At 33.8% G+C, this 20,889-nt stretch carries 20 protein-coding genes; 7 read left to right on the top strand and 13 right to left on the bottom strand.

Annotation, left to right across the window (positions count from 1 at the left end; all coding sequences use genetic code 11):
• Positions 1–85: 85 nt before the first annotated feature.
• Positions 86–1,132, bottom strand: a complete 1,047-nt coding sequence (locus ACKX2A_RS00890) for a M28 family metallopeptidase (RefSeq protein WP_415327140.1) — start codon at positions 1,130–1,132, stop codon at positions 86–88.
• 88 nt (positions 1,133–1,220) lie between these two features.
• Here ACKX2A_RS00890 and ACKX2A_RS00885 point away from each other — a divergent pair, with 88 nt between their 5' ends.
• Positions 1,221–2,360, top strand: coding sequence for an aminotransferase class I/II-fold pyridoxal phosphate-dependent enzyme (locus ACKX2A_RS00885; RefSeq protein WP_415327139.1), 1,140 nt, complete (start codon positions 1,221–1,223; stop codon positions 2,358–2,360).
• 115 nt (positions 2,361–2,475) lie between these two features.
• Here ACKX2A_RS00885 and ACKX2A_RS00880 read toward each other — a convergent pair whose 3' ends face one another.
• From ACKX2A_RS00880 to pdhA, 11 genes are all read right to left on the bottom strand, one after another.
• On the bottom strand, positions 2,476–5,202 hold the full coding sequence (locus ACKX2A_RS00880; RefSeq protein WP_415327138.1) for a sodium-translocating pyrophosphatase: 2,727 nt from the start codon (positions 5,200–5,202) through the stop codon (positions 2,476–2,478).
• Between the two features lie 380 nt (positions 5,203–5,582).
• Entirely contained in the window at positions 5,583–6,194 is a 612-nt protein-coding gene (locus ACKX2A_RS00875; protein WP_415327137.1) for an inorganic pyrophosphatase, read from the bottom strand.
• 25 nt (positions 6,195–6,219) lie between these two features.
• Positions 6,220–6,732, bottom strand: coding sequence for a hypothetical protein (locus tag ACKX2A_RS00870; RefSeq protein ID WP_415327136.1), 513 nt, complete (start codon positions 6,730–6,732; stop codon positions 6,220–6,222).
• 165 nt (positions 6,733–6,897) lie between these two features.
• Positions 6,898–7,830 (bottom strand): phytanoyl-CoA dioxygenase family protein, encoded by a 933-nt coding sequence (locus ACKX2A_RS00865; protein ID WP_415327135.1) that lies wholly within the window; start codon positions 7,828–7,830, stop codon positions 6,898–6,900.
• A gap of 72 nt (positions 7,831–7,902) precedes the next feature.
• Positions 7,903–8,769: a hypothetical protein gene (locus ACKX2A_RS00860; RefSeq protein ID WP_415327134.1), complete on the bottom strand. Its 867-nt coding sequence runs from the start codon at positions 8,767–8,769 to the stop codon at positions 7,903–7,905.
• The gene (gene radC, locus ACKX2A_RS00855) at positions 8,766–9,443 is read right to left on the bottom strand and encodes a RadC family protein (RefSeq protein ID WP_415327133.1); all 678 of its coding nucleotides are present in this window, start codon (positions 9,441–9,443) and stop codon (positions 8,766–8,768) included. Before radC ends, ACKX2A_RS00860 begins: the two co-directional genes overlap by 4 nt.
• 37 nt (positions 9,444–9,480) lie before the next feature.
• Positions 9,481–9,780, bottom strand: a complete 300-nt coding sequence (locus ACKX2A_RS00850; RefSeq protein WP_415327132.1) for a murein L,D-transpeptidase catalytic domain-containing protein — start codon at positions 9,778–9,780, stop codon at positions 9,481–9,483.
• Positions 9,767–10,063, bottom strand: a complete 297-nt coding sequence (locus tag ACKX2A_RS00845; protein WP_415327131.1) for a murein L,D-transpeptidase catalytic domain-containing protein — start codon at positions 10,061–10,063, stop codon at positions 9,767–9,769. The genes ACKX2A_RS00850 and ACKX2A_RS00845 overlap by 14 nt, the downstream gene beginning before the upstream one ends.
• Positions 10,064–10,075: 12 nt before the next feature.
• The gene (locus ACKX2A_RS00840; protein ID WP_415327130.1) at positions 10,076–10,744 is read right to left on the bottom strand and encodes an ABC transporter ATP-binding protein; all 669 of its coding nucleotides are present in this window, start codon (positions 10,742–10,744) and stop codon (positions 10,076–10,078) included.
• A 242-nt stretch (positions 10,745–10,986) separates the two neighbouring features.
• Entirely contained in the window at positions 10,987–12,609 is a 1,623-nt protein-coding gene (locus ACKX2A_RS00835; protein WP_415327129.1) for a 2-oxo acid dehydrogenase subunit E2, read from the bottom strand.
• Between the two features lie 91 nt (positions 12,610–12,700).
• Positions 12,701–13,705 (bottom strand): pyruvate dehydrogenase (acetyl-transferring) E1 component subunit alpha, encoded by a 1,005-nt coding sequence (gene pdhA, locus ACKX2A_RS00830; protein WP_415327128.1) that lies wholly within the window; start codon positions 13,703–13,705, stop codon positions 12,701–12,703.
• Positions 13,706–13,831: 126 nt separating this feature from the next.
• Here pdhA and ACKX2A_RS00825 point away from each other — a divergent pair, with 126 nt between their 5' ends.
• Both ACKX2A_RS00825 and ACKX2A_RS00820 read left to right on the top strand, forming a co-directional pair.
• On the top strand, positions 13,832–14,434 hold the full coding sequence (locus ACKX2A_RS00825) for a phosphatase PAP2 family protein (RefSeq protein WP_415327127.1): 603 nt from the start codon (positions 13,832–13,834) through the stop codon (positions 14,432–14,434).
• Positions 14,435–14,443: 9 nt separating this feature from the next.
• Complete coding sequence (locus ACKX2A_RS00820) at positions 14,444–14,920, top strand: BlaI/MecI/CopY family transcriptional regulator (protein ID WP_415327126.1); 477 nt, start codon at positions 14,444–14,446, stop codon at positions 14,918–14,920.
• 68 nt (positions 14,921–14,988) lie between these two features.
• On the opposite strand, the gene ACKX2A_RS00815 is transcribed toward ACKX2A_RS00820, so the two are convergent.
• Complete coding sequence (locus ACKX2A_RS00815; RefSeq protein WP_415327125.1) at positions 14,989–15,399, bottom strand: RNA recognition motif domain-containing protein; 411 nt, start codon at positions 15,397–15,399, stop codon at positions 14,989–14,991.
• 625 nt (positions 15,400–16,024) lie between these two features.
• Here ACKX2A_RS00815 and ACKX2A_RS00810 point away from each other — a divergent pair.
• The 4 genes from ACKX2A_RS00810 to ACKX2A_RS00795 all read left to right on the top strand — a co-directional run bounded on the left by ACKX2A_RS00810 (position 16,025) and on the right by ACKX2A_RS00795 (position 20,786).
• Positions 16,025–16,426 (top strand): acyl-CoA thioesterase, encoded by a 402-nt coding sequence (locus tag ACKX2A_RS00810; protein WP_415327124.1) that lies wholly within the window; start codon positions 16,025–16,027, stop codon positions 16,424–16,426.
• On the top strand, positions 16,423–16,983 hold the full coding sequence (locus ACKX2A_RS00805; protein WP_415327123.1) for a helix-turn-helix domain-containing protein: 561 nt from the start codon (positions 16,423–16,425) through the stop codon (positions 16,981–16,983). Before ACKX2A_RS00810 ends, ACKX2A_RS00805 begins: the two co-directional genes overlap by 4 nt.
• A 223-nt stretch (positions 16,984–17,206) precedes the next feature.
• Positions 17,207–20,053: a heavy metal translocating P-type ATPase gene (locus ACKX2A_RS00800; RefSeq protein WP_415327122.1), complete on the top strand. Its 2,847-nt coding sequence runs from the start codon at positions 17,207–17,209 to the stop codon at positions 20,051–20,053.
• A gap of 4 nt (positions 20,054–20,057) precedes the next feature.
• The gene (locus ACKX2A_RS00795) at positions 20,058–20,786 is read left to right on the top strand and encodes a DUF72 domain-containing protein (protein WP_415327121.1); all 729 of its coding nucleotides are present in this window, start codon (positions 20,058–20,060) and stop codon (positions 20,784–20,786) included.
• Positions 20,787–20,889: the final 103 nt, after the last annotated feature.

Genomic DNA, 20,889 nt, shown 5'->3' with positions numbered 1-20,889 from the left:
ATAATTATTTTAATCTGTTAAAAATAAAAAAAGGCAAAATCGTTCAACACAAATTTGCCTTTTTCTTAAAATTTTTTTGTTGAATTTATTTTTTATCAACTACAATTCTTTCCGCTCTATTGGCAATATCCCAAGCTGTTGCGAACACCAATTGAGTTCTTTTTTCAAGCAGTTTATAGTCGATTTTTTCTACATCGTCTGTCGGTTTATGATAATCTTCGTGGATTCCGTCAAAGAAAAATGCAACAGGAATATTATTCTTTGCAAAATTGTAATGATCTGATCTGTAATACAATCTCTGAGGATCATTTGGATCGTCGTATTTGTAATTTAGCTCTAAATTATTTGTTCTTTTGTTGGCAGCTTCGTTAATTACTTTCAATTGAGAGCTTAACATTTCAGAGCCAATCACATAAACATATTGTTTACCCCTGTTTTCAGGATCGTCGCGACCGATCATGTCGATATTCAAATCAACAACCGTATTTGCCAATGGGAAAACCGGATTGTCTGTATAAAATTCTGAACCGAATAAACCGTGTTCCTCACCAGTTACGTGAAGGAAAAGTATTGATCTTTTCGGACCATTTCCAGCTTTTTTAGCCGCTTGAAAAGCTTTTGCAATTTCCATCACCGCAACTGTTCCGCTTCCATCATCGTCCGCACCGTTGTAAACAACTCCATTTTGCGTTCCAACGTGATCGTAATGTCCTGAAACCACAACGATTTCCTCTGGTTTTTCACTTCCTTCAATAAAAGCTAAAATGTTCTCAGAATCAGGAAGATTTCCACCGCCTCTTTTTTTCATAAAATCTGCAGGAACCTTCTGATAGTATGATCCAAGCACCTTTGGATAACCTATTCCTAAATTTTTATAATAATTAATCATGTATTCTCCCGCCTTTTTCTGACCTGGACTTCCTGTGTCTCTTCCTCCCATTTCATCAGATGCGATCACATATAAGTTTTTCTTTAAGTCATCTGCTTTAATCTCCTTATATGCAGCAAGAAACGCCTTATCACCTTTGTATACAGACGAAGTTGCTTTCGATGCCGAATCACTTGAAGTTTTTGCCGTTCCACAGCTTACCAATACTGCCACAGAAAATAGCGGAATCAATAGTTTTCTCATTATAAAATAATTTGCTTAAAAATAACAAAATTTATTTAATCTCTAATGAACTGTAATTTTTATTATATTTGAAATAACTGCAATTGGGATGGAAAATATTTACGGATTTAATCATTACACATTTTTTACAGAAATGTCTGAACTTTCATCGAAACATAACAGTTTCGACCTTTCATTGGGATTGCCTGATTTTGATATTGATGAACGTTTAAGGGAATATCTAAAGGAAGCTTCAGATCTTAATACCCATAATTATGAGCCACTTGCGGGAAATCCATTGCTGATAGAAAATATAGTTAAATTTAATTTTAAAAGAAAAAATAGCATTCTGCTTCACGAAAATGAAGTAACAATCATTCCTTGTGCAACCTTTGCTTTATATACTTCGCTTAAATCTATTTTAAATCAAGGAGATGAAGTTATTATTATTCAACCTTCCTACTACACTTATGGACCTTCGATTGTGATGAACGGAGGAATACCCGTTTATTATGATCTTGATAATGATTTTGCAATAAATTGGGAAAATTTTCAAAATTGTATTTCTGAAAAAACAAAAGCAATTATTGTAAATTCTCCTCAAAACCCGACAGGAAAAATCTGGTCTAAAAATGATTGGAATCAGTTATATGAATTGATTAAAAACCGTGAAATTTATTTGATTTCAGAGGAAATTTATGACAGTTATTGTTATGATGATCTCGAACATTACAGTTCATTTTTACATCCTGAATTAAAGAAAAGAACCTTCTGTATATTCTCTTTTGGGAAAATGTTCCATTCAACAGGTTGGAAAGTTGGATATATTTTGACACCACAGGATTTAACTGCAAAATTCCGTTGTCATCAGCAATATATTTCTTATAGTGCAAATGCTCCTTGCCAATACGCGATTGCAAAATATTTGGAGGTTTTTGATCCTTCGAAAAATCAAATTTTGATGCAGAAAAAACGTGATCTTTTTTATGATTTAATTAAAGAAACACCTTTTGAAGTTGATCAAAAAGCGGAAGGAGCTGTTTTTCAGATTGCTAATTTCAGAAATATTTCTAAAACAATGACCGATGTAGAATTTTCAAAATGGCTGACTGTCGAGAAAAAAGTAGCTTGTTTGCCTCTATCTGCATTTTACAATTCCAAGAAAAACTCTGATTATGTGCGTTTTAGTTTTGCTAAAAATGATGATCTGATTATAAATGCATTGGAATATTTAAAAAGGAATCTGTAAGGCTTTTGTGATTGATAAAATAACGATATATTCTTTTACTGATTTGATTTTTCATAAAAAAACAAAAAAGCCACCGCAATTGCAATGGCTTTAAATATGATTTCGATTTGATTAATTATAAAGAAAGAATTCTTACGTCTATTCTTCTGTTTTTAGCTTTACATTCATCGGTATCATTCGCTTCACAAACGGGATACTGAGAACCGTATCCTTCTGCTTCCACTCTGTCGCCGGCAATTCCCAGTTCAAGCAATTTAAGTTTTGCAGTCTGTGCTCTTAGATTTGAAAGTTTTTGATTGCTTTCTTCATTACCCGTATTGTCTGTATAACCGCCCAATTTTACTTTTAAATCAGGATAAGCATTTAAAATTTCGACTAAATTTAATAATTGTACTTCCGATCCGGCTTTCAAATCGCTTGAACCCGTTTCAAAATAAAGATTTTCTATGGTAAACCATTTATTAGGATCTAAAACTGCCTGATCTTTATTTTTAATGAGATTATACATTTGATACAACTGACTTCCTTCCCCAATTTTAATTTTCTTTCCTCCTTTTAATTGAATTTCTTCAATATTTCCTGTTTCGTACACAAAATCTCCGTCTTCATTCAGATGACCTTTTATTTCTGTCGGAACAATAGCGACAGCTGGAGCGCCCGGAATGACAGAAACATCTGTTTTCCCCATTAGATTTTCCAGTTTTGCTTTTCTGTTTGCTTCAATTTTATCTTTATGTAAAGTCGCTAAAGTCGGAGCAATAACAAGGGAAACAATGGACATTAATTTAATTAAAATATTCATCGAAGGACCAGAAGTATCTTTGAACGGATCTCCAACCGTATCACCTGTTACAGATGCTTTGTGCGGTTCTGAACCTTTGTAATAAGTCTGCCCGTTGATATCAACTCCCTTTTCAAAAGACTTTTTAGCATTATCCCAAGCACCGCCTGCATTGTTCTGGAACATTCCCATTAAAACTCCGCTCACAGTTGCTCCAGCAAGGAAACCTCCCAAAACTTCTGGACCAAAAATAAATCCGATCAAAAGTGGTGAAATAATCGCAATTGCACCAGGAAGCATCATTTTTCTGATTGAAGCGTCTGTAGAAATTGCCACACATTTTTCGTATTCGGGCTGTGCTTTTCCTTCCAAAATCCCCGGAATTTCACGGAACTGTCTGCGAACTTCCTCTACCATTGCCATTGCAGCCTGTCCAACTGCCGTGATCGCCAATGATGAAAAGATAAACGGAATCATTCCGCCAACAAATAATCCGGCTAATACATCGGCTCTGTAGATATCTATTCCGTCGATTCCTGCAATTCCTACGAAGGCTGCAAATAAAGCTAAAGCCGTCAAAGCTGCAGAAGCAATGGCAAAACCTTTTCCTGTTGCTGCCGTTGTATTTCCTACTGCATCTAAAATATCTGTTTTTTCACGAACTTCTTTCGGTAATTCACTCATTTCAGCGATTCCTCCAGCATTATCTGCGATGGGTCCGAAAGCGTCGATCGCTAATTGCATGGCTGTTGTTGCCATCATTCCCGCTGCTGCAATTGCTACACCGTAAAGTCCTGCGCAAAGGTAAGAACCATAAATTCCTCCCGCTAAAACGATGATGGGTAATAAAGTAGATTCCATCCCGACTGAAAGTCCGCCGATAATGTTGGTCGCATGCCCTGTTGAAGATTGTCTTACAATACTTTTAACAGGTCTTTTACCCATTGCTGTATAATATTCTGTAATGATACTCATTAAAGTACCCACAACCAGTCCTACCATAATTGCCCCGAAAACGCCCATTTTAGAGAATTCCTGACCTCTCAAGATCATTTTATCGGGCAATATGTATGTTACCAGAAAATAAGAAGCGATTGCCGTGATAACAATACTTCCCCAATTTCCGAGATTTAATGCATTCTGGACACTCGATGTAGATGAATCTTCATTGTCGTTAATTCTTACAAATAAAGTTCCTATAATTGAGAAAATAATCCCTGTTCCTGCAATAAGCATGGGTAGAAGAATAGGTGCGAAACCTCCAAAAGAATCTTCGGATATGGTTTCTCTCCCTAAAACCATTGTTGCTAAAACTGTCGCGACATAAGAACCGAATAAATCCGCTCCCATTCCGGCAACGTCTCCAACGTTATCTCCAACATTATCTGCGATTGTAGCAGGGTTTCTAGGATCATCTTCCGGAATTCCGGCTTCTACTTTTCCTACTAAATCTGCACCGACGTCGGCTGCTTTTGTGTAAATTCCTCCTCCCACTCTTGCGAAAAGTGCGATGGATTCTGCTCCCAACGAAAACCCGGTTAATATCTCGATCGTTTTTTCCATTTCGTGAGAATCAACTGTTGCTTCGGGCGCGAAAATTTGCTTTATAATTAAAAATAAAGTTCCTAATCCTAAAACCGCCAATCCCGCAACTCCCATTCCCATTACAGAACCTCCTGTGAAAGAAACTTTAAGCGCCTTTGAAAGTGAGGTTTTTGCAGCTTCTGCTGTTCTTACATTCGCTTTGGTCGCAATTTTCATTCCGATAAATCCGGCTAATGCTGAAAATACAGCTCCTACTGCAAAAGCAATCCCGATACTCCAATGTGAGTTGGCATTGCTCATCCCCATTACTGCTAATAAAACTGCGACAATAATTACGAAATAAGTCAAAATCTTGTACTCCGCTTTTAAAAAAGCCATGGCACCGTCAGCGATATGTCCACTGATTATTTTCATTTTTTCATTTCCGGCGTTTTGCTTACTTATCCAGTTACTTTGAATAAAAGTGTACAGTAAAGCTATCACTCCGAAAATTGGTACTAAAACGAATAAGTTCATAGTTTAATATTTTTTGGTATAGATTATTAAATATAATAAATAATTCTTTCGATTTCACTGAAAAATATTATAACTATTTAAAAATTAGAAGTTAAACGCTTAAGCGGAAAATGATTTGGGATTTAAATTTTTATTCTTTAATCACAGATTTGCAAGGACTTGCGCAGAAGATTGGATCTTTTATTTGAAAATATATATCTATTTTAGACTAAAATCAATTCAATTAATGAAAATATCCTGCTAACTTTTCTCTTTTTTGACAAAAGTTTGAGAGCTTAATATGTTTAAGTGAAGATAATTTTAAATTATTCTTAAAAATAAAAAAAGGATAAACGAAAATTCATTTATCCTTTAAATCTTATCTTTTAATAAAGAGAATATTATCCTCCGTATTTGTTTGAATAGTCATCCTGAGATGCTTTGATCACTTTTTTAGCGTGTTCTGCACCGTAAACTTCCTGGATTCTGCATTTTGCAGGCTCATCCGGTAAGTTTTTGTATGTTAAGAAATAGTGCATTAATCGTTTCACTTCAGCTTCAGGTAATTCTGAAATATCTCTGAAATGTCCGAATGCGTGGTCGCCAATCATTACTGCAACGATTTTATCATCTGCTTCACCTCCATCGATCATTTTGAAACCTCCGATTGGAATAGCTTTCATCAATAAACCACCAGAATGAATGTTGTGAGAACTCAAAACACAGATATCAAGTGGATCGTGATCTCCCATTGTAACGTCTGTAGCACCTCTTTCGATCGCTAAATTCATTACTTCTGTATCGCAGTAAGTTCTTGGAACAAAACCATATAGCGCAGGAATAATGTTTGAAAACTTCTGAGGTCTGTCAACCATTAAAAAACCCGTTTCTTTATCTACTTCGTATTTAATTGTGTCTGAAGGAACGATTTCCACGAAAACATTTACAATATTTGGCGCATCTTCACCTGCAGAAATTCCGTGCCATGGATGTGCTTTAAAATTTGGAATCATTATTTAAATTTTTATTTTTTTATAGTTAAGCTATTATTAAAATTTCTCGTCTTAAATCTTCTATTGTTGCCGAAATATAATCTTCGCTGTTCATATAGTTCATGATGAAAACAGTTTTAAACTCGTCAAGATTTGCGTTTCCGTGCAATCCTTCGTAAGTTTTATGAAGCAAATCTATCACAGCATTTTTAGAATCAACAATATTATTCCACGAACCTTTTGTTACATAAAGCTGTTGAGAAGAATTGTATTCAAACTCTTCATTGATGGTCTTTTCTGTCAGAAAAATAAATTCGTGAGGAGCTAAACCTTTGTCAAATCTCTGGATAAGATTCGCGGGTTTCAATCTCTCTAAAAACAAAGTCATTCTTTCGTAAGACTGCGCTTTGTTTCCTGAATTCGATTTTACGGTTAAAAGTCTTATTTCCTGTTCTTTAAGCTTGATGTAAGTAAATACAAACTGCCTTAGCAAAACCAAGAAAGGTATCGCGATAATCAATGCAAAAGCATATGGTAAGTATCCTGAAAAACTTGTCATAATTTGAGGTAGCAAAATTACTAATTATTTGGCTATTCTGCTATCATTTTCAGAATTTTAATTGATAGATTTTTTCTACTTTATAGCAAGCTAAAAAATATTCAAGCAAAAGACAAAGACCGTGAAAAAATCACAGTCTTTTAAGATATTTTAAATTAATTTTTTTTATAATTCAAAAAGTGCAGGTCGCTGTGTTACTTCATGATAGCAAACACTGTTTTCATCAAAATAATGATATACCAGGCTTTTTCTTGTTCTCGACTTATCCAAATGCGGTTCTCCTCCGTGAAGAATATTTGCATGCCAAATGAGCAAATCCCCCTTTTTTGCTCGGAAAACTTCTTTCTTCAAGCCTAATTCTTTTACTTTTTCTTCTAAAAATTCTTCATAAGCTTTATAACTTTTCTTGCCAATTCTTACTGCATCCCCTTCATTATCGTATTCGGAATTCAAAAAATATGGAAGTTTATGACTTTCAGGAATGTAATGTAGTGCACCATTATTTTCATCCACGTCTTCTAAAGCAATCCAAACGCCTAGAAGTCCGCCTAATGGATAAGTCGTCATGTGAATACTATCGGAATGCGTCTTCTGCTGACTTCCATTGATGAAATTGATACTTTGGAAAAGTTTTGCCTGTCCGTCAATTAATATAGAAAGAAATTCCAGCAAATCTTTATTATTCCCAATATTTTTAATGATTTCAGAATGATGAATGACAAACATCAACTTTCCTCCATATCGGAATTTAATGGTTCCGTCAGCCATTAATTTATCAATTTCTGCATTGATTTTATCTGCAGTTTCGCTTGTTAAATAATTTCTTAAAATTAAATAGCCTTTATCATCAAAACTTTTTACGCTGTTTTGGTTTTCTTCGGAAAGATTTTTATAGAAATTGGTTTCTATAAGTTTATTATAATCTACTGTTCTCTCATCTTGAGGAAGATGCGCAAAATCTTTGCTGGAAATACTGGAAAAATAATTTTTATTGATCCCGTACTTTTTGTATAAGGGAATGTTATGTTTCAGCTTCTTTTTATTGAAAAAGTTATAGATAATATACGGAAGCTTATAATTTCGAATCTGTTTCAACATGATTTGTGAAAAATGTAAATACTTTATAAATTTACGAATAATATTTAGAACAAGTCTAAATAATCAACTTAATTAAGAAAATCTTTTTAGGAATTTATTTTCGACAAAGCAGTATTCATGAAGTTCTGCGCCAAAACTTTTGAAGAAAAGTTCGATTCCGCGAATATTACTTCCCATGAAATTAAAAGATTTTTTTTCTATATAATGATTCAGGATTTTATCTATTAAAAAAGACGAACCATTTTCATTTTTATATTCTTCATGATTGACTAATCCTAAAAGTGAAAATTCTTTTTGATCTACAATTACAAGAGCTAAATTTATTAACGTTTCATTTAAATAAGCTCCACAAAGTTTAAGAGAATTGTTTTTCGAAAGAAAAATAAGATATGCTTTCAATCTTTCCCAATCTGTTTCTTTCGCTAATCCTTTAAAATTATTTTGAATAAAAGATAGTGATTCAGTATTAAAATCTATTTCTTTGTATTTGAGATGTTGTGCAATTTTTACCGTAGATTTTCTTCCTTTAAAGTATATTTTCCGTCTTAAAAAGGGATAATCTGAAACAGGAATGATATAATTTTTCCTTTTTTCTAAAGTTTCCTCAAATGTATTTTTATCATTAAATGAATATAAAAAAACTTTATATTTTTTTCTTAAAAATTCCAGAAATTGTTGATTAATTTTTGAATCATCAACTTTCGAAAAAACTCCCAATTGTTGACAAAAAAGAGGCATATGAACGAAATTAATTCCCATCTTTTTGTGTATATGAACAGGCATTACAGCTTCATAATCTTTGTACACCAAAATATGCCAGTTAGCCGAAAGCTGATCTAAAACTTCTTTTTTGGCGTACCAATTTTTTTGTTCGGAATTATCTAAACATTTTGTATATTTCTCAAAATCAATTTCATGGTATTTCAGTCTTCTAATCATAGCAATCCTTCATCTGAGAAGCTAAAGTATGAATTTTGCGTGACAATCAAATGATCTAAAAGCTGAATGTTTAACGTATTTCCGGCTTCTTTTATTTTTTTTGTGATTCCAATATCTTCGCTACTTGGTTTTAGATTTCCTGATGGATGGTTGTGCGCAATAACAATTCCCGTTGAAAAGTGGTCTAAGGCTGTTTTAAACAACACCCGCACATCCACAATTGATTGGTTAATCCCACCTTGCGTCATCTGAGCTGTATAAATAACTCGATTGCTTTGATTTAGAAAAATTGCCCAAAATTCTTCCGTTCTCAAATCTGACAAATGATGTCTTAAAATTTGGTAGACTGTGTTGCTATTCGAAATCACAGGCTTTTCAGGAATTTCCTGACTTGCTCTTCGTCTCCCAATTTCTAAAGCTGTTGCAATAGAAATTGCTTTTACCTCTCCTACACCTTTGAATTTCGTTAAATCTTTTACCGAAAGCAAACTCAATTGGTGCCAATTATTGTTTACAGAAGCTAAAATTCTTCGTGCCAGTTCAACAGCAGTTTCGTCTCTATTTCCGCTTCCCATGATGATGGCCAACAATTCGGAATCCGACAAAGAACTTCTGCCTTTCAGCAAAAATTTTTCTCTGGGTCTGTCGTCTTCGGCGAGAAATTTAATGGACATTTATTGAGTTAGAAGTTATGAATGATGAGTTATGAGTTTAATAAAAGGCGTATAAAATAATCGGTTTCTTTGATTGATCGATGTATTTTGCGGTTTCATTGAATGCATTTTTAGATAGCATCGGACAACCAAAACTTAGACAAGCCAAATTGATAGATTCCTGATCCGGAATGCAATAATAAGAATGCAAAACAATCGCTCTGTCTCTTGCATTACTGTTTGTCGAATCTAAACCATCCATGCGATATGCCTTTCCAAATTTCCCGTTGTAGCTTTCGCGGATTTCATATTTTCCTAAAGATGATTGATGCGAACCATCATTATTACTGAATTGCAAAGCGTTGGAATTTTTTCACAACTGAACCTTCTCCATGCGCAACAATTGCTTTTTGTAAAATTTTATCATTTTTAAGATCGTACACAAAATATCTGTACTTTCCGGAATGAACTTTAAAATTGATGAAAACCGCCAAATCCTGATTATAATTTTTTCCTTTAAGATAGTTTTTAATTTCCAGAATTTTAGATTTCGGTAAATAATCAACTGCATTATTTGCCTGAGATTCAAATTTTGAACAGGAAATAATAAAAAGGAGCAGAAAAAGAAAGTGTTTCATCATTTGATGAGAATTTTATTCGATGATCATTCCGTCTTTCATTACCAATTTTCTGTCGGTAATCTCTGCAAGGTTTGGATTGTGGGTTACAATGACAAAAGTCTGGTTATATTTATCCCTCAAATCAAAGAAAAGTCTGTGCAGGTCATCTGCATTCTTAGAATCCAGATTTCCTGTCGGTTCGTCGGCAAAAATAATTTTCGGAGAATTGATTAAAGCTCTCGCTACCGCAACTCTTTGCGCTTCCCCACCCGACATCTGGTTGGGCTTGTGATGAAGTCTTTGTTCGATTTTTAAATCTTCAAATAAAGCATAAGCCTTTTCAATCGCTTCTTTTTCATTGGCTCCGGCGATTTTTGTGGGAAGCAAAACATTTTCCATCGCGGTAAACTCCGGTAGCAATTGATGAAACTGAAATACAAAACCAATATTCTGGTTTCTGAACTTAGAAAGTTGTTTATCATTCATATTAATAAATGATTCTCCTGCAATCTCGATTTCTGTATCAAATTTATGAGAAGTTGTTGGTACATCCAAAGTCCCCAAAATCTGCAAAAGCGTAGATTTTCCCGCGCCCGATTCTCCGACAATAGAAACTACTTCACCCATTTTGATATGAATATCAACTCCTTTTAATACTTCTAAATTCCCATAAGATTTATGGATATTTCTTGCTTTAATCATGATTCAAAAATAGTGATTTGATTTGAAATATTGAATAGTTTTAAAGTGAATTGTGAATGGTGAATTCGCTTTGCTTGTGAATTTAATTTATTATGAATAATTTATTATTGTAGGTTTTCATTCCTTTTAATGAATCTTGTAGATTTGGCAGATTACGCAGATGTTTACACTAAAATTAATCCAAAAACAAAAAACGCTCCTCAAAAAGAGAAGCGTTTTTATTATTTTAAAACCTTAGAAAATTACAGTAACAATGTTAATGGACTTTCTAAATATGTTTTTAAAGTTTGTAAGAATTGAGCACCTGTAGCACCGTCTACTACTCTATGGTCACAAGCTAATGAAAGCTTCATGATGTTTCCAACTACGATCTGTCCGTTTTTCACAACAGGTTTTTCGATAATTGCTCCTACTGAAAGGATTGCAGAGTTTGGTTGGTTGATGATACTTGTGAAAGTTTCAATTCCGAACATTCCCAGGTTGGAGATTGAGAAGGTAGAACCTTCCATTTCGTTTGCTTTAAGACCTTTAGATTTTGCTCTTCCAGCCATATCTTTTACAGCAGCAGAAATTTGAGTGTAATTCATCTGGTCTGTATTTTTAAGTACAGGAACTACCAATCCATCAGGAATTGCAACCGCTACACCGATATTGATGTTTCCTCTGTGAATGATCTTATCACCTGCCCAGCTTGAATTTACTTGAGGGTGTTTTCTTAAAGCAACTGCAGTCGCCTTAATGATCATATCGTTGAAAGAAATTTTAGTATCCGGTAAAGAATTGATTTCCTTTCTAGCCTCAATTGCCTTATCCATGTTGATTTCTACCATTAAATAGTAGTGAGGCGCAGAGAATTTACTTTCAGAAAGACGTTTTGCAATGATACTTCTTACCTGTGAATTCGGAGTTTCTGTATCTTCTCCCTGAACGAAGTTTAGTGCAACCTGAGCAGCAGCCGGACTTGCAGCCGGAGTCGAAGTAGCAGCTGGTTTTGCAGATGGCTGATAATTTTCAATATCTTTTTTTACGATTCTTCCGTTTTCTCCAGAACCTTGAACAGCGTGAATATCAACACCTTTTTCCTGAGCTATTTTCTTCGCTAACGGAGAAATTGCAACTCTTTCGTTGTTGCTGGTTGCTGGTTGTTGGTTGCCAGATTCTTGTTTTGGAGCTTCAGCTTTTTGTTCAGCAGGTTTTTCTGATGATGAAGCAGCCGCTGGTTTTGCAGTTCCTACACCTGAAACGTCTGTTCCTGCAGGGCCTATAATTGCCAACACTGTATCTACCGGAGCCGCACCACCTTCTTCAACACCTTGCTTTAATAAAACTCCGTTGAATTCGGATTCGAAATCCTGAACTGCTTTATCTGTTTCGATTTCAGCAAGAAGATCACCCTCTTTTACTGTATCGCCTACATTTTTGTGCCATTTAGCAACCTTACCTTCTGTCATTGTATCAGAAAGTCTTGGCATCGTGATTACTTCTACTCCTGCAGGAACTTCTGCAGAAGTCTGCTCAACACTTGTAGAGCTGTTTTCTGTTTTTGATTCCTCTTCAGATTTTTTCTCTTCAGAAGCACCTGAAACGGGAGCAGCAGCTCCGCCAGTTAAACCTGAAATATCTTCTCCTTCATTACCGATAATTGCCAAAACAGAATCTACAGCAGCAGCGTTACCTTCTTCTACACCTACGTATAAAAGAGTACCTTCAATTTCAGATTCGAAATCCTGAACCGCTTTATCTGTTTCGATTTCAGCTAAAATATCTCCTTCTTTTACTTTATCGCCTACTTTTTTATGCCATTTTGCCACCTTACCTTCCGTCATTGTATCGGAAAGACGTGGCATTGTAATAACTTCTGCCATAATTTATTTTTAATTTGTTAATGTGATGAAGTGATGATAATAAAAGTGAAAGTTAAAAAATAACACACCATATCATCCTATCAGCAAATTATTATTGATTTTCAAATTTATCTAAGAATGGATAATCTTCCTGAGCGTATACATATTCATATACTTTCTCTGCATCTGGATATGGAGAGTTTTCCATGAACTCGATGCATTCTTCAACAAAATCTCTAGATTTGTTATCCATAGCTTCCAATTCTTCTTCAGTAGCCCAGCTGTTTGATAAAATTCTTTGTTTGATCAATTCAATTGGGTCATCATTTTTGTGGATAGCAACTTCTTCCTTAGATCTGTAAGGCTCCGCATCAGACATAGAGTGTCCTCTGTAACGGTATGTTCTTGCTTCGATAAAAGTTGGTCCGTCTCCTCTTCTTGCTCTTTCGATAGCTTCGTAAGCAGCTTCCGCTACTTTTTCAGGATCCATTGCATCTACAGCAAGACAAGGCATTTCGTATCCTAAACCTAATTTGTAGATATCTTCGTGGTTAGCAGTTCTTTTAACAGAAGTTCCCATTGCATATTGATTATTTTCAACAACAAAAATTACAGGTAACTTCCAGTTCATTGCCATGTTAAACGTTTCATGTAATGAACCTTGTCTAGCCGCTCCATCTCCGAAGAAGCAGATGTTTACAGCTTTTCTGTCATAATATTTATCTGCGAAAGCAATACCTGCTCCCAAAGGAATTTGTCCTCCTACAATACCGTGACCACCATAAAATCTGTGCTCTTTGCTGAAAATGTGCATAGATCCACCCATACCTCCTGACGTACCTGTAGCTTTACCACAAAGTTCTGCCATGATTCTTTTAGGATCTACTCCCATCGCCATTGGATGGATGTGACATCTGTAAGCAGTGATCATACTGTCTTTAGTTAAATCCATTGCATGCGTAAAACCAGCAGGGATCGCCTCCTGACCATTATACAAATGTAAAAAACCTCTGATTTTTTGCTTTAGATAAAGAGAACGGCATTTGTCTTCAAACCTTCTCCACATTGTCATATCTTCATACCACTTCAGGTATACCTCTTTAGAAAATTCTTTCATGTGTTAGCCTTTGCTTATTTATTATGAAATAGTTGAGCAAAATTATAAAAAAAACTTTGTTTTTATTGTATACATACCAATTGTTTTTTTAGTTATAATATTATATTTACATTATCAAACTTAATTATGGAAGAAAAACAGCCTTCAATCATTCATAAAATCTCGAAAATTATATCAGATTTTTTCAATCCTTTGATTTCTTTATTTATATTTTTCATTTATATGAGTGCCAGAAATTATTCATTTCATGATTCGCTTGTTTATTTTATTCCCATTTTATTAATGATTATCATTCCGGTAGTTGCATGGCTGGTTTGGAACGTAAAAACTGGCAGATATACCAACATGGACGTTTCCAATCGGGTTCAGAGAAAGACTTTATACTTTTTTATTGCAGCTTGTGTGATTGCCTATATAGCCTATAATTATTTTAAAAATGGGTATATAGATTTTGTTATGCTTTTTATTTTAATATTACTTTTTGCAATGCAGATCAGTAATTATTTTATTAAAAGCTCGATGCATACTTCTTTTAATATATTTGTTGCTGCTTTATTTTTTGCTTTGAATCCTATAATGGGAATAATCTGGCTGGGAATTGCAGCATTAGTAGGAATTACAAGAATCATTTTAAAAAGACATACGCCAAAAGAAGTATTAATGGGTGCTTCGATCGCTTTCATGGTATCTTTTATTTACCTATATTGCAATATACAATTTCAACATTAAGAATTTTACATGAAAATAAATCACCTTACACCTGCGGAAGAAAATTTAATGAGGCTGTTCTGGAAGCTGGATTCTTTTTATTTAAAGGACATTATGGAACAACATCCGGAGCCGAAACCCCACCAAAACACAGTTTCCACATATCTGAAAATATTGGTTGAAAAAGGATATTTGTCTACAGAAAAAGAAGGAAGAATTTTCAAATACACGATTGCTGTTCCTTTTGATGACTATAAAAAATTCTTATTAAAAGAACTTTCACTTAATTTTTTCAACAATTCAGGAAAGGAAATTCTGGACTTTTTATTTAATGAAAGTCTTATTTCACAGGATGATCTAAAAGGTTATTTTGATTTAAAAATTGAATTAAAACCAGCAAAAGTAAAAGAACCAAAACTGGAATTGGCCAATGAAATTTTGAATCCTAAAAAGGAGAAAAAAGTCAAGGAAAAAAAGAAGAAAAAGAAAAAAGATCATTTGAAATAATTTAGCTGAAAATATTAAAACAATAAAAATTAGACATAAAAAAAGCGGCTCAAAAGCCGCTTATATTTTTACCAACGTTTTCCGCCGTTACCACCACGATCTCCACCGCCGTTGTAACCTCCGCCACCGCTTCTGTTACCACCGCCGTAGCCACCGCCACCAGTTCTGTTACCTCCACCGTAACCGCCGCCGCCTCTGTTACCGCCGCCGTTGTTACCGAAAGTTCTTCTTGGTTTTTCTTCTCTTGGTTTAGCCTCAGAAACGTTTAATGTTTTTCCGTTGAATTCTTTTTGGTTAAGAGCTTCAATAGCTTGCTGTCCTTCAGCATCCTCCATTTCAACGAAACCGAAACCTCTTGAACGGCCAGTTTCTTTGTCTGTGATGATTTTTACTGAAGAAACTTCTCCAAATTCTGAAAATAGGTCTTGCAACTCATAATCTTTAGTTGCGTAGTTGATGTTTGAAACAAAAATGTTCATCTTGATTAAATAAAATTAAAAAATGTTAACAATGATTTGGTTTATAAAAGAAAAACAACATAAAGTAAATGAACAAATATTGATTCCAAATATAGACCCATGCAAGATACGATTATTAATTTCATATCAAAGGATTTTTTAAAATAATTTTAATAAAATTTTCATTCAAATTTTGGTTTTGTTAAAAACTATTAATTTTTCATTAAAAATTTATGATTATTTACTAATAATAACTGATTCTTTAACATAAACTTTAAAAATCACTATATTGATAACCTAATATTTCAAAATAAAAGATCCTATCATTTCTTGTTTTCGATTTTTCATTTGAAACTTTTTTGATTTCATCGAATTGTATTTTTATTGTTTTTTAGGAGCAATTTCCCGCTTTCTGCTGTATCTTTTTTGTTACAGGCTCCGCTTTGCTCCACCTGCAACAAAAAAGGATGCCGCGACAATCGGGGCTAGAAGTACAGCAACTTTATAGAAATGGGCAAAAAGAAAACTTATTCCTATTTAGAAAGCGATTGAGAAAATAAATAACTCATTTCAAATAACTAAATTCTATTCTGTTGATAAAGCCAGTTTTTAACACTAAATTTGTCTTTCAAATTATTAAAAAAACATGAACTATCATACTAGAAAATGGGTAAAACCAGAAGACCTTAATCCCAATCATTCACTTTTCGGAGGAAGACTTTTGCAATGGATCGATGAAGAAGCTGCACTTTACGCAATTATTCAATTAGAAAATACAAAAGTGGTGACAAAATTCATCTCAGAAATAAATTTCGTAAGCTCTGCAAAACAAGGAGATATCGTAGAAATCGGTATTGAAGTAGTTAAATTTGGCTCTACTTCTCTTACGTTGGCTTGTGAAGTTCGAAATAAAATGACTCACCAAACCATCATCACGGTCGACAGAATTGTTATGGTAAATTTGGGTGAAGACGGAAATCCTGCACCACACGGAAAAACAAAAGTCGAGTTTGTAAAAGACCGATTAAGTAATCAAAATCCAATATGAAAATTTTTATAAAAAATATGGTTTGTGGCAGATGCATTTCTGCTGTTGAGACCATTTTTAATGATGCCAATATTAAGTTGAAATCCATCAATTTAGGAGAAGTCGAAATAGAATCTGAAGTTTCAGAAAAGGATTTAAACTCAATAGAAAAAACTTTATTAAAAACAGGTTTTGAAAGAATAAAAGACTCTGCCCATCAATCAATTGAGAAAATTAAAAATTTAATTATCATGAAAATCAGTGAACTGGACATCGCTGAAAATTTTCTCTTATCTGAGTTTTTAAGTTCAAAACTTCATAAAGATTACAGTTCTCTTTCGAAAAATTTTTCGCAAAATGAAAACATTACATTAGAACAGTTTTTTATCCTTCAAAAAATCGAAAAAGTAAAAGAACTGCTTTTATACAATGAATTCACACTAACCGAAATCGCCGGCAAACTAGGCTATAAAAGCGTTCAACACCTTTCATCACAATTTCGAAACAGCACAGGTTTTACACCAACTGAATTTAAGAAACTAAAAGTTCACAATCGTAAGTCTTTAGATTCAATTTAATTTATATTCTCGCGGATTTTGCAGATTATGCAGATTTTTTTCTTACTTGTATTATATGATCTGCGTAATCTGCAAAATCCGCGAGAGAAAAAAATACAACAACTCTCCCACCCTAAAACGCTAAAACACAAAAGCGCAAACAAAATTCTATAAACATTATCCCTAAATTTATAACACCTATCCAATTGCATTTTGGAAATTTGTACTATAAATTAAAAGGATCATGGAAAAACAATATAAAATTCTCGGAATGACCTGCTCCGGATGTCAAAAAAAGATCTCTGAAAAACTGAACAGTTTGGAAGGAATTAAAGCCGACATCAATCTTGAAAACAGCACGGCAACTATTAATTCCGATCAAGAATTTGAATTAAATACATTAAATAAAGCACTCGAAGAAATCGGAAATTACAAACTAGAAGATCCGAATAATCCTGACAAAGCCTTTATAAAACCACAAGATCGTATTTCTCCATCTTCCGTTTATTATTGCCCGATGGAGTGCGAAGGCGAAAAGGTCTATTTTCAGCAAGGAAAAAGATGTCCGACTTGTAATATGTATTTGGTTCCGATCGAGGAAAAACTTGCCAAAGATCCGAGTTTTAAGCCAGCTTATTCTAAAACAAATCTTCCCGAAAATTTCAAAGACAATATCGGAAAATATTACTGTCCTATGTTCTGCGAAAGCGATAAAATATATGATGAAAAAGGCGATTGCCCAGTTTGTCATATGCATTTGGAAGAAATTACTGATGACTTATTAAAAAATGCAAATTTCCAGACTCAACATTCTCACGATCATCATCATAATCATCATCACGAAGCTCCAAAAGTTACGGATGAAATGGCAGGAAAATACTATTGCCCAATGTATTGTGAAGGCGACAAAGTCTATGACAGCAATGTTGGCTGTCCTGTTTGCGGAATGGACTTGGTGAAATATCCTGAGAAAAAAGTAGCAAAATACTCTTGTCCGATGCATCCGGAAATCATCCGTGATGAACCGGGAGATTGCCCGGTTTGCGGAATGGATCTGGTAAGAATTCCCGACAAGGAAGGCGATGAAGAAGATGAAACATACAATATTTTAAAGAGAAAATTCATCATTTCTTTAGCATTTACAATTCCGGTTTTCATTCTCTCGATGGGCGGAATGTTTATTGATTTTCCTTTTAATCATCAAATTCAAGGAATTATTGAGCTGATTTTAACGCTTCCCGTTCTATTTTATTCTGGTTGGTTTTTGATGAAAAGAGGTTATGTTTCATTTAAAACATGGAACTTAAATATGTTTAGTTTAATTGTTTTAGGCGTTGCAGCCGCATTTATTTTCAGCATTGTTGCCTTATCTTTTCCAAGTATAATTCCACATGAAATCCGTGGTCACAATCATGAAATTCCTTTATATTTTGAGGCTGTTTGTGTAATTTTGACTTTAGTGATTTTAGGTCAATTAATGGAAGCTGCGGCTCATAAAAAGACAGGAAATGCCATTCGTGAATTGATGAATTTATCACCTGATGAAGCCAATTTAATTATGAATGGAGAAGATAAAAAAGTATTGCTCTCACAGGTAAAAATCGGTGATTTATTAAGAGTAAAACCTGGAGAAAAAATTCCCGTTGACGGAAAAATTACCGAAGGAAATTCTATCGTCGACGAAAGTATGATCACCGGAGAACCTATTCCTGTTGAGAAAAATATCGATGATAAAGTAATTTCAGGGACGATTAACGGAAATCAGACTTTCATTATGAAAGCTGAAAAAGTGGGTGATGAAACTCTTCTTTCTCAAATCATTAAAATGGTGAATGAAGCAAGCCGAAGCAAAGCTCCAATTCAGAAATTGACAGATAGAGTAGCAAAAGTATTTGTTCCAACTGTTATTTTGATTGCTGTTCTAACCTTTATTTTATGGCAGTTTTTCGGCCCGGAAGATCAGAAAACGTTGTTCGCTTTTGTGAATGCCGTTGCGGTTTTAATCGTCGCTTGTCCATGTGCTCTCGGTCTTGCAACGCCGATGTCTTTAATGGTCGGAATTGGAAAAGGCGCGAAAAACGGAATCTTAATTAAAAATGCCGAAGCGCTTGAGCAAATGAATAAAGTGAATGTTTTAATTACCGATAAAACAGGAACTTTAACCGAAGGAAAACCGTCCGTAGAAAATATTGAAACGATAAATATCGATCAAAATTTAATTTTAAAGTTAGCTTATTCATTGAACCAAAATTCAGAACATCCTCTGTCGAATGCTGTAATTAAAAAAGCAAAAGACGAAAATATTTTACCGGAAAAAGTGCAAAACTTTGAAAATATTTCAGGGAAAGGTGTAAAGGGAAATATTAATGGAAAAACCGTGTATTTAGGAAATGAAAACCTTTTAAAATCAAATCAAATTTCAATTCCTGAAAATTTAAAACAAAAAGCAATAGAAGTTCAATCTAAAGCGCATACAATCTCTTTTGTTGCAAAGGAAAATGAGGTTTTAGGATTCATTAGTTTTACAGATAAAATTAAAGAAAGTTCCAAAAAAGCCGTTCAGCAATTGATAAATGAAGGCATTGATGTTATCATGATGACAGGTGACAATGAACATACCGCAAAAGCCGTTGCAGACGAGCTTGGAATTAAACATTTTAAAGCAAATTGTCTTCCGGAAGATAAATTAAATGAAGTTAAAAAATTACAACAACAAGGAAAAGTTGTTGCAATGACAGGCGATGGGATTAATGACTCCCCTGCTCTGGCTCAGGCAAATATTGGAATCGCGATGGGAACCGGAACCGATGCAGCCATTGAAAGTGCCGAAATTACTTTGTTAAAAGGTGATATTCTTGGTGTTGCAAAAGCTAAATTATTAAGTGAAAAACTTCTGAAAAATATTAAGGAAAATCTGTTTTTTGCTTTTATTTATAATATTTTGGGCATTCCGATTGCGGCAGGATTATTGTATCCATTTTTTGGAATCCTCTTATCACCGATGATTGCTGCTGCTGCCATGAGTGTCAGTTCATTATCTGTTGTTTTGAATTCTTTGCGCTTGAATTCGGTGGATTTAAACATTAAATAAAAACATGAAAAAAGAAAATCTTTATATCGGCTGCTCAGGGTTTTACAATAATGATTGGAAAGGTTCACTATATCCTGAAGATGCGAAAAGTAAAGATTTTCTTATCCTTTATTCTCAGACATTCAATTGTGTGGAAATTAATTCTACATTTTACAGAAAGCCAACTGTAAAGACTTTGGTGAAATGGTTTGATGAAACCCCAGATGATTTTAAATTTTTCATTAAAATTCCAAAAGCGATTTCTCACGAAAAGCGATTGAAAGATTGTAGAGAAGAAATTTCAGAATTTTGTGATCATATTCAAACCAATTTAAAAGAAAAACTTGCGGGCTTTTTGTATCAATTTCCGCCTTCTTTCAAAAAAAATCAGGAAAATATTGATTTAATTCTCAAAAACATAAACTTTAATTATTTAAATGTCATAGAATTTCGTCATGAATCTTGGTGGGAAGAGGAAATTTTCAACCTTTTAAAAGAAAATAACGTTGTTTTTTCAGGAGTAAGCTTTCCCGGAAATCTTTCTGAAAAAGTCATTATTAATTATCGTGAAATTTTATATTACAGACTTCATGGAAAACCCATTCTTTACAAATCTGAATATAGCGAGGAATTCCTTAATGATTTAGCTGAAAAAATTAAAGAAGAACAAAAGAAAACATTTATCTTTTTCAATAATACATGGGGAACTGCAGCGATTAAAAACTCTTTGTATTTGAAGAAAATTTTAGAATAAAATTCATCGTAAAATAAAGTTATTAAAATAACCTTAAAAAGTAAAATTTTAAGAAATTCGGCATAAATTTTGTTAATAATAATTTAGAAAAATTAACAATTTT

This window comes from Chryseobacterium sp. MMS23-Vi53 (assembly GCF_047651245.1).
Taxonomy (GTDB): domain Bacteria; phylum Bacteroidota; class Bacteroidia; order Flavobacteriales; family Weeksellaceae; genus Chryseobacterium.
The sequence above is the reverse complement of the archived record's forward strand: the minus strand, read 5'-3'. Positions and strand labels throughout refer to the sequence as shown.

What these genes read in the sequence shown, in the direction of transcription:
- ACKX2A_RS00865 (WP_415327135.1), bottom strand. Translation starts at nt 7,830, where the DNA reads ATGTTGAAACAGATTCGAAATTATAAGCTTCCGTATATTATCTATAAC.
- ACKX2A_RS00810 (WP_415327124.1), top strand. Translation starts at nt 16,025, where the DNA reads ATGAACTATCATACTAGAAAATGGGTAAAACCAGAAGACCTTAATCCC.
- ACKX2A_RS00870 (WP_415327136.1), bottom strand. Translation starts at nt 6,732, where the DNA reads ATGACAAGTTTTTCAGGATACTTACCATATGCTTTTGCATTGATTATC.
- ACKX2A_RS00880 (WP_415327138.1), bottom strand. Translation starts at nt 5,202, where the DNA reads ATGAACTTATTCGTTTTAGTACCAATTTTCGGAGTGATAGCTTTACTG.
- ACKX2A_RS00815 (WP_415327125.1), bottom strand. Translation starts at nt 15,399, where the DNA reads ATGAACATTTTTGTTTCAAACATCAACTACGCAACTAAAGATTATGAG.
- ACKX2A_RS00820 (WP_415327126.1), top strand. Translation starts at nt 14,444, where the DNA reads ATGAAAATAAATCACCTTACACCTGCGGAAGAAAATTTAATGAGGCTG.
- ACKX2A_RS00845 (WP_415327131.1), bottom strand. Translation starts at nt 10,063, where the DNA reads ATGATGAAACACTTTCTTTTTCTGCTCCTTTTTATTATTTCCTGTTCA.
- ACKX2A_RS00860 (WP_415327134.1), bottom strand. Translation starts at nt 8,769, where the DNA reads ATGATTAGAAGACTGAAATACCATGAAATTGATTTTGAGAAATATACA.
- ACKX2A_RS00805 (WP_415327123.1), top strand. Translation starts at nt 16,423, where the DNA reads ATGAAAATTTTTATAAAAAATATGGTTTGTGGCAGATGCATTTCTGCT.
- ACKX2A_RS00835 (WP_415327129.1), bottom strand. Translation starts at nt 12,609, where the DNA reads ATGGCAGAAGTTATTACAATGCCACGTCTTTCCGATACAATGACGGAA.
- ACKX2A_RS00875 (WP_415327137.1), bottom strand. Translation starts at nt 6,194, where the DNA reads ATGATTCCAAATTTTAAAGCACATCCATGGCACGGAATTTCTGCAGGT.
- ACKX2A_RS00800 (WP_415327122.1), top strand. Translation starts at nt 17,207, where the DNA reads ATGGAAAAACAATATAAAATTCTCGGAATGACCTGCTCCGGATGTCAA.
- ACKX2A_RS00840 (WP_415327130.1), bottom strand. Translation starts at nt 10,744, where the DNA reads ATGATTAAAGCAAGAAATATCCATAAATCTTATGGGAATTTAGAAGTA.
- radC (WP_415327133.1), bottom strand. Translation starts at nt 9,443, where the DNA reads ATGTCCATTAAATTTCTCGCCGAAGACGACAGACCCAGAGAAAAATTT.
- ACKX2A_RS00890 (WP_415327140.1), bottom strand. Translation starts at nt 1,132, where the DNA reads ATGAGAAAACTATTGATTCCGCTATTTTCTGTGGCAGTATTGGTAAGC.
- pdhA (WP_415327128.1), bottom strand. Translation starts at nt 13,705, where the DNA reads ATGAAAGAATTTTCTAAAGAGGTATACCTGAAGTGGTATGAAGATATG.
- ACKX2A_RS00795 (WP_415327121.1), top strand. Translation starts at nt 20,058, where the DNA reads ATGAAAAAAGAAAATCTTTATATCGGCTGCTCAGGGTTTTACAATAAT.
- ACKX2A_RS00825 (WP_415327127.1), top strand. Translation starts at nt 13,832, where the DNA reads ATGGAAGAAAAACAGCCTTCAATCATTCATAAAATCTCGAAAATTATA.
- ACKX2A_RS00885 (WP_415327139.1), top strand. Translation starts at nt 1,221, where the DNA reads ATGGAAAATATTTACGGATTTAATCATTACACATTTTTTACAGAAATG.